The sequence below is a fragment of the Klebsiella michiganensis genome, from assembly GCF_002925905.1.
GTDB lineage: Bacteria > Pseudomonadota > Gammaproteobacteria > Enterobacterales > Enterobacteriaceae > Klebsiella > Klebsiella michiganensis.
Genome location: NZ_PRDB01000004.1, coordinates 447,970 through 462,224, shown reverse-complemented (window position 1 = coordinate 462,224; position 14,255 = coordinate 447,970). Strand labels below are relative to the sequence as shown.

Sequence of the window (14,255 nt, the reverse complement as noted above, 5' to 3'; positions counted from 1 at the left end):
AAAAGGTTACCTTATGTCCGAGCAGTTTCTCTATTTTCTGCAGCAGATGTTTAACGGCGTCACGCTGGGAAGCACCTATGCGCTGATTGCCATCGGCTATACCATGGTGTACGGCATTATCGGTATGATCAACTTCGCCCACGGCGAGGTCTATATGATTGGCAGCTACGTCTCCTTCATGATCATTGCCGCCCTGATGATGATGGGCATTGATACCAGCTGGCTGCTGGTTGCCGCCGGATTCGTCGGCGCTATCGTGATTGCCAGCGCCTACGGCTGGAGTATCGAACGCGTGGCCTACCGGCCGGTGCGCAGCTCAAAACGCCTGATTGCGCTGATCTCCGCCATCGGGATGTCCATCTTCCTGCAAAACTACGTCAGCCTGACGGAAGGTTCACGCGATGTCGCGCTGCCGAGCCTGTTCAACGGCCAGTGGACGGTGGGCAGCAGCGATAACTTCACCGCCACTATCACCACCATGCAGCTGGTTATCTGGGTGGTGACGTTTATCGCCATGCTGGCGCTGACGCTGTTTATCCGCTATTCCCGCATGGGGCGCGCCTGCCGCGCCTGCGCTGAAGACCTGAAAATGGCCAGCCTGCTCGGGATTAACACCGACCGGGTGATTGCGCTGACGTTTGTGATCGGCGCGGCAATGGCGGCGGTTGCCGGCGTTCTGCTCGGTCAGTTCTACGGCGTAATCAACCCGTACATCGGCTTTATGGCCGGGATGAAGGCCTTTACCGCCGCGGTGTTGGGCGGCATCGGCAGCATTCCCGGGGCGATGATCGGCGGGCTGATCCTCGGTATCGCCGAAGCGCTCTCTTCTGCCTATCTCAGTACGGAATATAAAGACGTGGTCTCCTTCGCGCTGCTGATCCTGGTTCTGCTGGTGATGCCTACCGGTATCCTGGGCCGTCCGGAGGTAGAAAAAGTATGAAACCGATGCATTTTGCGATGGCGCTGCTGTCCGCGGTGATGTTCTTTATCCTGGCGGGCGTCTTTATGGGCGTGCAGCTGGAGCTGGACGGCACGAAGCTGGTGGTGGATACCGCCGCCGATATCCGCTGGCAGTGGATCTTTATCGGAACCGCAGTGGTTTTCTTCTTCCAGCTGCTGCGTCCCGTTTTCCAGAAAACCATGAAGAACGTCTCCGGGCCGAAGTTTATTCTGCCGGCTATCGACGGTTCGACGGTAAAACAGAAGCTGTTCCTGATCGCCCTGCTGGTTATCGCCGTGGCGTGGCCGTTTATGGTGTCGCGCGGGACGGTGGATATCGCTACCCTGACGATGATCTATATCATCCTCGGCCTGGGCCTTAACGTGGTGGTGGGGCTTTCCGGCTTGCTGGTGCTGGGCTACGGCGGTTTCTACGCCATCGGCGCCTATACCTTCGCGCTGCTGAACCACTATTACGGTCTGGGCTTCTGGACCTGCCTGCCGCTGGCGGGGCTGGTGTCGGCGGCGGCGGGCTTCCTGCTTGGCTTCCCGGTCCTGCGCCTGCGCGGCGACTATCTGGCGATTGTCACGCTTGGCTTTGGCGAAATCGTGCGCATCCTGCTGCTTAACAACACCGAAATAACCGGTGGCCCGAACGGCATCAGCCAGATCCCGAAACCGACGCTGTTCGGCCTTGAATTCAGCCGCAGCGCCCGTGAAGGCGGCTGGGATACGTTCAGCAACTTCTTCGGCGTGAAGTACGATCCCTCCGATCGCGTGATTTTCCTCTACCTGGTCGCTCTGCTGCTGGTGGTGTTAAGCCTGTTCGTGATTAACCGCCTGCTGCGTATGCCGCTGGGCCGTGCGTGGGAAGCGCTGCGTGAAGATGAGATTGCCTGCCGCTCGCTGGGCCTCAGCCCGACGCGCATCAAGCTGACCGCCTTTACCATCAGCGCCGCGTTTGCCGGTTTTGCCGGCACCCTGTTCGCCGCCCGTCAGGGCTTCGTCAGCCCGGAATCCTTTACCTTCGCCGAGTCGGCCTTTGTGCTGGCGATTGTGGTTCTCGGCGGTATGGGCTCCCAGTTCGCGGTGATCCTGGCGGCGGTTCTGCTGGTCGTTTCGCGCGAGCTGATGCGTGATTTCAATGAATACAGCATGCTGATGCTGGGTGCGCTGATGGTACTGATGATGATCTGGCGTCCGCAGGGGCTTCTGCCGATGACCCGTCCGCAGCTGAAGCTGAAAAGTGGGCAGGCCAAAGAAGGAGAGCAGGCATGAGTCAGCCATTATTATCCGTAAACGGTTTGATGATGCGTTTTGGCGGCCTGCTGGCGGTCAACAACGTGTCGCTGGAGCTGCGCGAGCGGGAAATCGTTTCGCTTATCGGCCCTAACGGCGCGGGCAAAACCACCGTCTTCAACTGCCTGACCGGCTTCTATAAGCCAACCGGCGGCACCATTATGCTGCGCGACCAGCATCTGGAAGGGCTGCCGGGCCAGCAGATCGCCCGTATGGGCGTAGTGCGAACGTTCCAGCACGTGCGTCTGTTCCGCGAAATGACGGTGATTGAAAACCTGCTGGTGGCGCAGCATCAGCAGCTGAAAACCGGGGTTTTCTCCGGCCTGCTGAAGACGCCATCCTTCCGCCGCGCCCAGAGCGAAGCGCTGGACCGCGCCGCGACCTGGCTTGAACGTATTGGCCTGCTTGAGCACGCCAACCGGCAGGCCAGTAACCTGGCCTACGGCGACCAGCGCCGTCTGGAGATTGCCCGCTGTATGGTGACCCAGCCGGAAATCCTGATGCTGGATGAGCCCGCGGCGGGGCTGAACCCGAAAGAGACCAAAGAGCTGGACGAACTGATCGTCGAGCTGCGCAGCCATCACAACACCACCATCCTGCTGATTGAGCACGATATGAAGCTGGTGATGGGCATTTCCGATCGTATTTACGTGGTAAACCAGGGCACGCCGCTGGCCAACGGTACGCCGGAAGAGATCCGCAACAACCCGGACGTGATCCGCGCCTATTTAGGTGAAGCATAATGGTGGTGACGCATAAGATGGAAAAAGTGATGTTATCTTTTGACAACGTCAGCGCGCATTACGGCAAAATCCAGGCGCTGCACAACGTCAGTCTGCATATCAATCAGGGAGAGATTGTCACCCTGATTGGCGCCAACGGCGCGGGAAAAACGACTCTGCTGGGTACCCTGTGCGGCGACCCGCGCGCCTCCAGCGGCCGCGTGGTTTTCGACGGTAAAGATATTACCGACTGGCAGACGGCGAAAATCATGCGCGAAGCGGTGGCGATCGTGCCGGAAGGGCGCCGCGTTTTCTCGCGGATGACGGTGGAAGAGAACCTGGCGATGGGCGGTTTTTTTGCCGACCGCGATCAGTTCCAGACCCGCATCAAATGGGTGTATGAGCTGTTTCCGCGCCTGCATGAGCGCCGGGTTCAGCGGGCGGGCACCATGTCCGGCGGCGAGCAGCAGATGCTGGCTATCGGGCGCGCGCTGATGAGCCAGCCGCGCCTGCTGCTGCTGGATGAGCCTTCGCTCGGTCTGGCGCCGATTATCATTCAGCAAATCTTCGATACCATCGAACAGCTGCGCGAGCAGGGAATGACCATCTTCCTCGTCGAGCAGAACGCCAACCAGGCGCTGAAGCTGGCCGACCGCGGCTACGTGCTGGAAAACGGCCACGTGGTGCTTGAGGATACCGGCGACGCGCTGCTGGCGAATGAAGCGGTACGCAGCGCCTATCTGGGCGGGTAGTGAAGACAAAACGCCCGGCATCTGCCGGGCGTTTTACCTGGCTACTACAGCTCCAGAGAGCGTTTCCACAGCATAAAATCATACTGTTCGAGCGCATCCGCTTTGGTGCGCCAGGTCCCACTGGCGGTGGCGATGATTTTCTCAAACAGGCCGTCGGCGATGTCCGCCAGCGGCGTGCCTTCGATAATCGGCCCGCAGTCATAATCGATAATATCCGGCATCTTTTTCGCCAGCGCGGAGTTGGTTGAAACCTTAAGCACCGGAACGATAGGGTTCCCCGTCGGCGTACCTAACCCGGTTGAGAAGATCACCACGTTGCACCCCGCCGCGACCAGGCCCGTTACCGCGTCCACATCGTTGCCCGGCGTGCAGACCAGCGAAAGGCCGCTTTCTCCCATCGGTTCGGCGTAGTCGCATACCGCGCTTACCGGCGCTCTGCCGCCTTTTTTCGCCGCGCCGGCGGATTTGATGGCGTCAGTGATCAGCCCATCGGCAATGTTTCCCGGGCTGGGATTATCGGCGATGGTGGTACCGAAGAAGTTCGCGACATGCTCATAGTTTTTCATCAGCGACAAAAACTTCTCTTTCAGCTCGCGGGTCGCGCAGCGTTGCACGATATCCCCTTCAGCGCCGCACAGCTCGGGGAATTCCGCCAGCCCCGACGCGCCGCCGAGGGCGACAAGACGATCCGACACTTCGCCCATCGCCGGGTTAGCGCTGATCCCCGAGAACCCGTCAGAAGCGCCGCACTTAACGCCGATTTTGAGGTGGGAGAGCGGGACGTCCTGCCGCTCGGCGACGGGGGCTTCGCGGATCGCGTTATAGGTTTCAGTCAACGCATCCTGCATCATTTTTTCTTCGCTACTCCAGTCCTGCTGTCTGAAGTAAATAATCGGTTTGTTGAAATTCGGGTTGCGCTTCGCCAGCGCGGTGTTGAAATCAACAATCCGCGCTTTTTCACAGCCGAGGGCAAAAACCGTCACGCCAAGAACGTTGGGATGATCGGAATAGGCGGCCAGCACGTCGCACATCGTCATGCTGTCCGAGGTGGCGCCGCCGCAGCCGGAATTGACGGTAATACAGCGGATGCCGTCAAGATGCGGGAAGGGCAGATGCCGGGTATCGTTTAATACTCCTGCCGACGTCACCTGGCGAGCAAAATTTTTCAGGCCGTTATTGGCGTAGCCGAGGGCGTCGTTCAGCGCATCGGTGACGCGCTGAACGTTGCGGTTTTCACAGAATACCAGCGGAATGACCAGCCAGTAGTTCGCGGTGGCGACCCGGCCATCTTCGCGCACGATCCCCTTGAAAGTCCGCTGCTGCCAGGCGGAAACATCCGGCTGCTGCCAGTCATAGGGCGCGACGTCGTCAAGCGAAACCGGGGCCGCGTAGTGTTTGATATTCTCAGTGGTAATGGCTTCGCCGCGGGTGATGGGGCGCGTCGCTTTGCCGACCGGAACGCCGTACAGCGACACGATATCGCCGGGCGCAATATCCTCGGTGGCGAATTTATGTTTGGCTTTGACATCGCTACGCAGAACGTAGGCTTCATCGTTCCAGTGAACCCGCTGCTCTTTGCGTAAGTCCTGCAGCGCAACGATCAGGTTATCGGTAGGGTCAATTTTTAAGATGGTCTGCATGTTCATTATCCTTTGTTATAAGCGCATCAGGACTTAGTGATGGGGGACCGCGACGCCGTTTGTCGCTTTTCTGCCGGCAAGGGCGGCAATCAGCAGCGCGCAGCAGACGGTGATGAGCGACAGGGCGACCAGACCCGCCGAATCGTTGCCGAAGAAGGCATCGACCTCAACGCGAATCAGCGGCGCGAGGAAGCTGCAAAATGCGCCCATGGTGGTGCAAAAGCCGATACTGGCGGCCAGCGCCGAGCCTGACACAATCTGCGCCGGGAAAGTCCAGAAGATAGGTTGCACGGAGAGGAAGCCGATGGCCGACAGCGAGAGCGCGGCAATGGCGAGTACCGGGCCGGACCAGGCAGAAACAAACAGCCCCAGCGCCGCCGCCAGCATACAGATGACTGAAATCAGCACCCGACGGGCCGGCATTTTGTCCGCCAGACGCGGAATGTAATAGACGCCGACGGCGGAGCAGGCCCACGGAATGGCGGCAACCAGCGACTCCTTAAAGCCGAGGGTGGAGCCCATTAGCGAGGCGACTTGCGAAGGCAGGAAGAACATCAGACCGTAAACACTGATCTGGATGGTGCCGTAGATCAGCGCCAGGTGCCAGACTTTCAGGCTTTTCAGGGCGGTGCCGACGCTGCTGGTTTCCGTCTGCCGCTGCTCCTGCTGAAGCTGAGCAATCAGCGCTTTTTTCTCTTCGTCGTTCAGGAATCGCGCTTTGGCCGGCGTATCATCAAGCCAGAACCAGGCAAAGATCCCCATGATGACCGCCGGAATGCCTTCGATAAAGAACATCCAGAACCAGCCGGGTTTGCCGAGGAAGCCGTGCATTTCCAGAAGCGCCCCGGAGATGGGCGAGCCTAAGGTTAATGCCAGCGGCACGCCGAGCACGAAGATACCGACGACGGAGGCGCGAACTTTATTGGGAAAGTAGATTGAGGCCAGCAGCAGAATACCGGGATAAAAACCGGCTTCGCCTAACCCCAGTAAAAAGCGCAGAACAATAAACTGGGTTTCCGTCTGCACCAGTCCGGTGAGGGCAGAGAGAACGCCCCACAGCGCGGTGGTGATGCTTAACCATTTTTGCGCGCCGATTTTATTCAGAATCAGGTTAGCGGGAATACCAAACAGCGCATAGGCGGCGAAAAAGATCCCCGCGCCGAGGGCGAAGGCGGAATTGGAGAGCCCAATATCCACCTGCATCGCCTCTTTGGCGAATCCCACGTTCACCCTGTCGATAAAGGCGATGAAGTACAAAATAAACATCAGTGGCACCAGGCGCTTCCATGATTTGGTAATCGCGGAATTGAGGGCCGGATTGTCGTAAGCTGTGATGGTTTTCATAATACCTCCGCGTGGGGGTCAGGCATTAATTTCAATACCAGCGCGGGAAAGTATCCGCAGAATACTTTCGGTCTGGCAGGTGGCGAGCGAGCTAAACGGTGGCGTGCAGCGGTCGGACTGAATAATTCCGCGCAGCTGTAACGCTTTTTTAAATGTTGGAATGAACGGATCGTTAACCGCGTAAATATCCATTAACCCATCCACTTTTTGCTGATACCGCGAAATTTGCTGCACATCGTTATCGTTAAATGCCTGCATCCAGTCGCGGAATATTTCAGGGCAAATATTGGATAACCCGCCAATACATCCATCGCCCCCCGCCAGGACATTGTGCGCGAAGTTATTGTCATAACCGGCATACACTTCAAAATACGGTAGTTCAGATTTTACCTGGCGAATCACCTGCGACGTGTGATTGGTGTCCGGAATGGTGTCTTTAAGACCGACAATATTTGGGAACTCGCTGGCGAGTCGTAAACAGACCTCCGGTGAGACGCAATAGCCGGTACGCTCCGGAAAGTTATAGATGAATATTTTGGCGGCGGTGCGGCGGGCAATCTGGCTATAAAATGTATAAATGCCTTCATCAGTCAGGCGGAAGTACCACGGGCTGATAATCATGACGCCATCCAGCCCGCACTCATCTGCATAGTTTGCCAGCTCTACGCACTCGTCAATATCCATGCGGCTGGTACCCGCATAGGCCTTTATTCCCTCGCGCGGGAACTCTGCCGCCATTTGAATTATCTGACGGGATGTTTTCATATCCAGCGAGAAAAACTCGCCGGTACTGCCCATGACGACAAATCCCGATACGCTGTTTTTAATAAAATCGTACAGGCGAAAATTTCCGTCAGGATCCAGCCTGCCCTGCTCATCAAAAACCGTTATTGCCGGGGTGATGTAACGACTTTGCATATTCAACCTCTTTGTTGTTCGTATATACAAACACTGTTTGTATTTGCGATTAAGCATAAGTAAACACGCCATCGACGTGAAGTCAAATGGCGTAAAAGGCGGATGGATAGTTGATTAACTCAATGAATAAATAGGGAATTATGCAGAAGAGACGGGCATCACGGCGGATCATTAAATATCGGTATTGTGTGGGTAATCACAATTCCGACGGCACCGCTGGCGAATAAATCAGTAATTTTTAATATCAGTCAGCTTATTCAGCACGCTTTCGATACGACCCTTTGCCTCTTTTAACGCGCGAATAACCTGCTGCGTTTTTTCATCGCTGGCGCGGAAAGAGGGCAATGAGACGCTGATCGCCGCCAGAATAATGCCTTTCTGCAGCAGGGGGACGGCAAAGCAGATGGTATCGTCGTTGATTTCCCGATCGTCCATGGCATAACCGTTGGCGGCGACCCATTCCAGCTGCTGACGAAGCTGAGCCATATTCGTTACGCTGCGGGCGGTAACGGAAGGAAAACCCTGCGGATAGAGCTCCAGGATCTCTTCGTCGCGGTGCTTATGCAGCAGCGCCTTGCCCAGGGCAGAGCAGATTGCCGGAAGGCGAGTCCCTACCTTAGAGACCAGCTGCACGGTTTGGTCGCCCTGAACTTTATCAACATAGAGCACCCAGGCGTCATCCAGAATGCCGAGCTGGCAAACTTCATTGCATTCATTGACCACCGCGTGCATTTCGCTATTGATCGTTTTCAGCCAGAACTCTTTTTCCACCGTTGAGCTGGCCAGAACCGCGCACGAGATCCCCAGCGTATATATGCCGTTGCGATCGTCGTGGCTGATATATTTCCGGTACTGCAGCGATTTGAGGATCGGGAAAATGGTTCCCTTTGAAATATCCGTTTTGAGCGATAGCTCGGAAAGCGTCATTCCGTCCGCGTTGGCTAAGGTTTCCAGAATGAGTAAAACGCGTTCGGTAGGTTTATGAAGCGTCTTCATATTTTTCCTTATGACGGCTCGCCGGAGAGTGCTGTTTAACGCCCCCTATTTAACTACAGATCCCCGCTTATCTGTAGCCTGCACCACCTCTCTTTTTCGCTTTGCCATTTCCCTGCCACTTTTTTTTCACCGTTTCATCATGTTTTTGCCAATTTATTGTAATATTTTTGTAATGCAATAGTTATTTTTCTGTCATTCGAGCATGTCATGTTACCCCCGCGAACATAAAACGCGTGAAATCGCGCATCCGGAACAACAAGAGAGATAACCGATGATATCGTTACGACATACAGCTTTAGGACTGGCGCTCAGCCTGGCATTTGCCGGACAAGCCCTGGCGGTAACCACTATCCCGTTCTGGCACTCGATGGAAGGGGAGTTGGGGAAAGAAGTTGATTCACTGGCGCAACGTTTCAACGCAGCCAACCCGGACTACAAAATTGTTCCGGTGTATAAAGGCAACTATGAGCAGAGCCTGAGCGCCGGCATCGCCGCCTTCCGTACCGGCAACGCGCCGGCTATTCTGCAGGTTTACGAAGTCGGCACCGCGACGATGATGGCCTCGAAGGCGATTAAGCCGGTCTATCAGGTGTTCAGCGATGCGGGCATTCAGTTTGATGAAACGCAGTTCGTGCCAACCGTCTCCGGTTATTACACCGACTCCAAAACCGGCCATCTGCTCTCCCAGCCGTTTAACAGCTCCACGCCGGTGCTGTACTACAACAAAGACGCCTTTAAAAAAGCCGGATTAGATCCGGAACAGCCGCCGAAAACCTGGCAGGATCTGGCGGCGTATACCGCGAAGCTGAAAGCCGCCGGGATGAAATGCGGCTACGCCAGCGGCTGGCAGGGCTGGATTCAGATTGAAAACTTCAGCGCCTGGCACGGCCTGCCGGTGGCGACTAAAAACAACGGCTTCGACGGTACCGATGCGGTACTGGAGTTCAACAAGCCGGAGCAGGTGAAGCATATCGCTCTGCTCGAAGAACTGAACAAGAAAGGCGACTTCAGCTACTTCGGGCGTAAAGACGAATCCACCGAGAAGTTCTATAACGGCGACTGCGCCATTACTACCGCCTCTTCCGGCTCCCTTGCGGATATTCGCCAGTACGCGAAGTTCAACTATGGCGTAGGGATGATGCCGTACGACGCCGACGTGAAAGGCGCGCCGCAAAACGCCATTATCGGCGGGGCCAGCCTGTGGGTGATGCAGGGTAAAGACAAAGAAACCTATACCGGTGTCGCCAAATTCCTCGATTTCCTGACCAAGCCGGAAAACGCCGCCGAATGGCATCAGAAAACCGGCTATCTGCCGATTACCACCGCCGCTTACAACCTGACCCGCGAACAGGGCTTCTATGATAAGAACCCCGGTGCCGATATCGCGACGCGCCAGATGCTGAACAAGCCGCCGCTGCCGTTCACCAAAGGTCTGCGCCTGGGCAATATGCCGCAGATTCGTACCATCGTGGATGAAGAACTGGAAAGCGTATGGACCGGGAAGAAAACGCCTCAGCAGGCGCTGGACGCCGCGGTTGAGCGCGGTAATCAGCTGCTGCGCCGTTTCGAGCAGTCAACCAGGTCGTAATCTTATAGCCAGCCCCTCACCCTCTCCCCGTCGGGGAGAGGGGATCGCCCGGAGCCGTCTTTTCATCCTCGCCCGTTTAGGGAGAGGGCCGGGATGAGGGGAAACCAACTCAGAGTTTAACTATGTCATCATCCCGTCCGGTGTTTCGCTCGCGTTGGCTGCCCTATGTGCTGGTCGCGCCGCAGCTGGTTATCACCGTCATCTTTTTTATCTGGCCCGCGGGCGAAGCGCTGTGGTATTCGCTGCAGAGCGTCGATCCGTTTGGGCTCTCCAGCCAGTTTGTTGGCCTGGATAACTTTTCAGCCCTCTTCCAGGACCCGTACTACCTGGACTCCTTCTGGACCACCATTAAGTTCAGCACGATGGTTACCGTCAGCGGCCTGCTGATCTCGCTGTTTTTCGCCGCGCTGGTGGATTACGTGGTGCGCGGCAGCCGCTTCTATCAGACGCTGATGCTCCTGCCCTATGCCGTTGCGCCCGCGGTGGCGGCGGTGCTGTGGATCTTCTTGTTCAACCCCGGACGCGGGCTGATTACGCATCTCCTCGGTGAGATGGGCTACGACTGGAACCATGCGCAGAACAGCGGTCAGGCGATGTTCCTCGTGGTTTTCGCCTCGGTCTGGAAGCAGATTAGTTACAACTTCCTGTTCTTCTTCGCCGCGCTGCAATCTATTCCCCGCTCGCTGGTAGAAGCCGCCGCGATTGACGGCGCCGGCCCGGTTCGCCGCTTCTTCAGGCTGGCGCTGCCGCTGATCGCCCCGGTGAGCTTCTTCCTGCTGGTGGTGAACCTGGTATACGCCTTCTTTGATACCTTCCCGGTTATCGATGCCGCAACCGGCGGCGGGCCGGTTCAGGCGACAACAACGCTGATTTATAAGATCTACCGTGAAGGTTTTGCCGGGCTTGACCTTTCCGCTTCCGCCGCCCAGTCGGTGGTGCTGATGTTCCTCGTCATTATTCTGACGGTGGTGCAGTTCCGCTACGTTGAACGAAAGGTGCGCTACCAATGATTGAGAATCGACGCGGGCTGACGATTTTCAGCCACACCATGCTGATTTTAGGGATCGCGGTCATTCTGTTTCCGCTGTATGTCGCCTTTGTCGCGGCGACGCTGGACAGTAAAGCGGTTTTTGATACGCCGATGACGCTGATTCCCGGCGGGCATCTGCTCGAAAACATGAAATTTATCTGGGTGAACGGCGTAGGGGCCAATAGCGCGCCGTTCTGGCTGATGATGCTCAACAGCTTCATCATGGCCTTCGGCATCACGGTGGGCAAAATTACGGTCTCGATGCTCTCCGCTTTCGCCATCGTCTGGTTTCGTTTTCCGCTGCGCAACCTGTTCTTCTGGATGATCTTCATCACGCTGATGCTGCCGGTTGAGGTGCGTATTTTCCCGACGGTGGAAGTGATCGCCAACCTGAAAATGCTCGACAGCTATGCCGGGCTCACCCTGCCGCTGATGGCCTCGGCGACCGCCACCTTCCTGTTCCGCCAGTTCTTTATGACCCTGCCGGACGAGCTGATAGAGGCCGCACGTATCGACGGCGCGTCGCCGATGCGCTTCTTCCGCGACATCGTGCTGCCGCTGTCGAAAACCAACCTGGCGGCGCTGTTCGTCATCACCTTTATCTACGGCTGGAACCAGTATCTGTGGCCGCTGCTGATCATTACCGACGTGAATCTCGGCACGGCGGTCGCGGGCATCAAAGGGATGATCGCCATCGGCCAGGGTACCACGCAGTGGAATCAGGTGATGGCGGCGATGCTGCTCACGCTGATTCCTCCGGTTGTCATCGTTTTAGCCATGCAGCGCGCGTTTGTGCGTGGTTTAGTGGATAGTGAGAAATAAAATGGCAGGACTTAAGCTACAGGCAGTAACCAAAAGCTGGGATGGCAAAACCCAGGTGATCCAGCCGCTGACGCTGGACGTCGCGGACGGCGAATTTATTGTGATGGTGGGTCCCTCGGGCTGCGGAAAATCAACCCTGCTGCGCATGGTGGCGGGCCTGGAGCGGGTCACCAGCGGCGATATCTGGATCGACCGCAAGCGCGTCACCGAAATGGAACCGAAAGATCGCGGTATTGCGATGGTGTTCCAGAACTACGCCCTCTACCCGCATATGTGCGTGGAAGAGAATATGGCGTGGGGCCTGAAAATTCGCGGTTTAGGTAAAGGATTAATTGCCGAACGCGTCCAGGAAGCGGCGCGCATTCTGGAGCTGGACGGCCTGCTGAAGCGCCGTCCGCGCGAACTCTCCGGCGGCCAGCGCCAGCGCGTGGCGATGGGGCGGGCTATCGTGCGCGACCCGGCGGTATTCCTGTTTGATGAGCCGCTCTCCAACCTCGATGCCAAACTGCGCGTGCAGATGCGTCTGGAGCTGCAGCAGCTGCACCGTCGGCTGAAAACCACCTCGCTGTACGTGACGCACGATCAGGTGGAAGCCATGACCCTCGCGCAGCGGGTGATGGTGATGAATAAAGGCATCGCCGAGCAGATTGGTACGCCGGTCGAGGTCTACGAAAAACCGGCCAGCCGCTTTGTGGCGAGCTTTATCGGCAGCCCGGCAATGAACCTGCTGGAAGGCCGGGTCAGCGACGACGGTAGCCGCTTCGAGCTTGAGGGCGGGATGCTTTTACCCATCAACAGCGAGCATCGCCGCTATGCCGGGCGTAAGATGACCCTGGGTATTCGTCCGGAACATTTTGCATTAAGCTCCGAGGCGGAAGGTGGCGTACCGCTGGTGATGGATACGCTGGAAATTTTAGGTGCCGATAACCTCGCCCACGGGCGCTGGGGCGAGCAAAAGCTGGTGGTCCGGCTGCCGCACCAGCAGCGTCCGCAGGCGGGCAGCACCCTGTGGCTGCATCTGCCGCAGGAAAGTCTGCATCTTTTTGATAGTGAAACAGGACAACGCGCATGAGTCACTGGCCTTATCCTCATATCGTCGCCCACCGCGGCGGCGGTAAACTGGCTCCGGAAAATACCCTGGCGGCCATCGATACCGGCGCTCGTTACGGCCATACGATGATTGAGTTTGACGCTAAGTTATCGAAAGACGGGCAGATTTTTTTACTGCACGATGACAATCTCGAACGCACCAGCAACGGCTGGGGCGTGGCGGGCGAACTGGCGTGGAACGATCTGCTAAAAGTGGATGCCGGCAGCTGGTACAGCGGCGAGTTCGAAGGCGAGCCGCTGCCGCTGCTGAGCGAGGTGGCCGACCGCTGCCGTCAGCACGGCATGATGGCCAATATCGAAATTAAACCGACCACGGGCACCGGGCCGCTGACCGGCAAAGCGGTGGCGCTGGCGGCGCGTGAGCTGTGGCAGGGAATGACGCCGCCGCTGCTCTCATCGTTTGACGTTGATGCGCTGGAAGCCGCGCAGGAGGCGGTGCCCGAACTGCCGCGCGGGCTGCTGCTGGATGAGTGGCGCAACGACTGGCGCGAACTGACCGCGCGTCTCGGCTGCGTCTCTATTCACCTCAACCATAAGCTGCTGGATGAACCGCGCGTGGCGAGCCTGAAGGCCGCGGGCCTGCATATTCTGGTCTATACCGTTAACAAACCGCAGCGCGCCGCCGAGCTGCTGCGTTGGGGCGTGGACAGCATCTGCACCGATGCGATTGACGTCATCGGCCCCAACTTCCCGGCGTAATCCGCTTCTGCGTCAGGCGGCCGTTACGGGGTCGTCTGGCGCTGCAGCATCCCACCGTTGGTGTTAGGGAGCGGCTGCTCACGGGTCAGATTGTTATTCTGCTGTACCCGCTGCCGATCGTTATTCAACTGCGTCTGAAGATGCTGCTGCTGCGCGCGCGACTGGCTTTGAATACCCTGCTTAAGATTGTTTTGCTGCTGCATTTGCTGGGTCTGCATCTGATTTTGCATCCGCTGCTGGCTGGGCACCACGTACCCCGGCTGATTGGGGTTATTGTCGATATTGATCGGCTGCGCCATGACGCTCAGCGGCAGCAGCGCCGCCAGATATAACATTGCTTTCATTGTTCTCTCCTCACTTCGTGGGATCGCTTAAGTTTACTCCCTTTCCGGCGCA

At 57.3% G+C, this 14,255-nt stretch carries 14 protein-coding genes; 9 read left to right on the top strand and 5 right to left on the bottom strand.

The window, feature by feature from the left end; genetic code table 11:
- Positions 1-13 precede the first annotated feature (13 nt).
- Genes livH through livF form a run of 4 tightly spaced genes read left to right on the top strand, consistent with a single transcriptional unit; the run spans position 14 to position 3,712 of the window.
- A complete protein-coding gene (gene livH / locus CDA56_RS13250; protein WP_014227088.1) occupies positions 14-940 on the top strand; it encodes a high-affinity branched-chain amino acid ABC transporter permease LivH in 927 nt (308 codons plus the stop codon).
- Positions 937-2,217: a branched chain amino acid ABC transporter permease LivM gene (livM, locus tag CDA56_RS13245; protein ID WP_102803183.1), complete on the top strand. Its 1,281-nt coding sequence runs from the start codon at positions 937-939 to the stop codon at positions 2,215-2,217. Before livH ends, livM begins: the two co-directional genes overlap by 4 nt.
- Complete coding sequence (livG, locus tag CDA56_RS13240; RefSeq protein WP_004855045.1) at positions 2,214-2,981, top strand: high-affinity branched-chain amino acid ABC transporter ATP-binding protein LivG; 768 nt, start codon at positions 2,214-2,216, stop codon at positions 2,979-2,981. The genes livM and livG overlap by 4 nt, the downstream gene beginning before the upstream one ends.
- 17 nt (positions 2,982-2,998) lie before the next feature.
- Complete coding sequence (livF, locus tag CDA56_RS13235) at positions 2,999-3,712, top strand: high-affinity branched-chain amino acid ABC transporter ATP-binding protein LivF (protein ID WP_004126158.1); 714 nt, start codon at positions 2,999-3,001, stop codon at positions 3,710-3,712.
- A 44-nt stretch (positions 3,713-3,756) separates the two neighbouring features.
- Here the strand turns inward: livF and CDA56_RS13230 are convergent, their stop codons facing one another.
- The 4 genes from CDA56_RS13230 to CDA56_RS13215 form a co-directional block, all read right to left on the bottom strand.
- Positions 3,757-5,352, bottom strand: coding sequence for a UxaA family hydrolase (locus tag CDA56_RS13230; protein WP_102803182.1), 1,596 nt, complete (start codon positions 5,350-5,352; stop codon positions 3,757-3,759).
- 33 nt (positions 5,353-5,385) lie between these two features.
- Positions 5,386-6,696: an MFS transporter gene (locus tag CDA56_RS13225; protein WP_009654269.1), complete on the bottom strand. Its 1,311-nt coding sequence runs from the start codon at positions 6,694-6,696 to the stop codon at positions 5,386-5,388.
- Positions 6,697-6,714: 18 nt separating this feature from the next.
- A complete protein-coding gene (locus CDA56_RS13220) occupies positions 6,715-7,614 on the bottom strand; it encodes a dihydrodipicolinate synthase family protein (protein WP_049079028.1) in 900 nt (299 codons plus the stop codon).
- A gap of 228 nt (positions 7,615-7,842) precedes the next feature.
- On the bottom strand, positions 7,843-8,610 hold the full coding sequence (locus CDA56_RS13215) for an IclR family transcriptional regulator (protein ID WP_102803181.1): 768 nt from the start codon (positions 8,608-8,610) through the stop codon (positions 7,843-7,845).
- A 271-nt stretch (positions 8,611-8,881) separates the two neighbouring features.
- Here CDA56_RS13215 and ugpB point away from each other — a divergent pair, with 271 nt between their 5' ends.
- From ugpB to ugpQ, 5 genes are all read left to right on the top strand, one after another.
- Entirely contained in the window at positions 8,882-10,198 is a 1,317-nt protein-coding gene (ugpB, locus tag CDA56_RS13210; protein WP_004855028.1) for a sn-glycerol-3-phosphate ABC transporter substrate-binding protein UgpB, read from the top strand.
- 122 nt (positions 10,199-10,320) lie between these two features.
- Positions 10,321-11,208, top strand: a complete 888-nt coding sequence (ugpA, locus tag CDA56_RS13205; protein ID WP_102803180.1) for a sn-glycerol-3-phosphate ABC transporter permease UgpA — start codon at positions 10,321-10,323, stop codon at positions 11,206-11,208.
- On the top strand, positions 11,205-12,050 hold the full coding sequence (gene ugpE / locus CDA56_RS13200; protein WP_004116045.1) for a sn-glycerol-3-phosphate ABC transporter permease UgpE: 846 nt from the start codon (positions 11,205-11,207) through the stop codon (positions 12,048-12,050). Before ugpA ends, ugpE begins: the two co-directional genes overlap by 4 nt.
- A gap of 1 nt (position 12,051) precedes the next feature.
- Positions 12,052-13,122: a sn-glycerol-3-phosphate import ATP-binding protein UgpC gene (locus tag CDA56_RS13195; RefSeq protein ID WP_103815079.1), complete on the top strand. Its 1,071-nt coding sequence runs from the start codon at positions 12,052-12,054 to the stop codon at positions 13,120-13,122.
- On the top strand, positions 13,119-13,859 hold the full coding sequence (gene ugpQ / locus CDA56_RS13190; protein ID WP_102803179.1) for a glycerophosphodiester phosphodiesterase: 741 nt from the start codon (positions 13,119-13,121) through the stop codon (positions 13,857-13,859). Before CDA56_RS13195 ends, ugpQ begins: the two co-directional genes overlap by 4 nt.
- A gap of 23 nt (positions 13,860-13,882) precedes the next feature.
- Here the strand turns inward: ugpQ and CDA56_RS13185 are convergent, their stop codons facing one another.
- On the bottom strand, positions 13,883-14,203 hold the full coding sequence (locus CDA56_RS13185) for a DUF2756 family protein (RefSeq protein WP_004855016.1): 321 nt from the start codon (positions 14,201-14,203) through the stop codon (positions 13,883-13,885).
- Positions 14,204-14,255 lie beyond the last annotated feature (52 nt).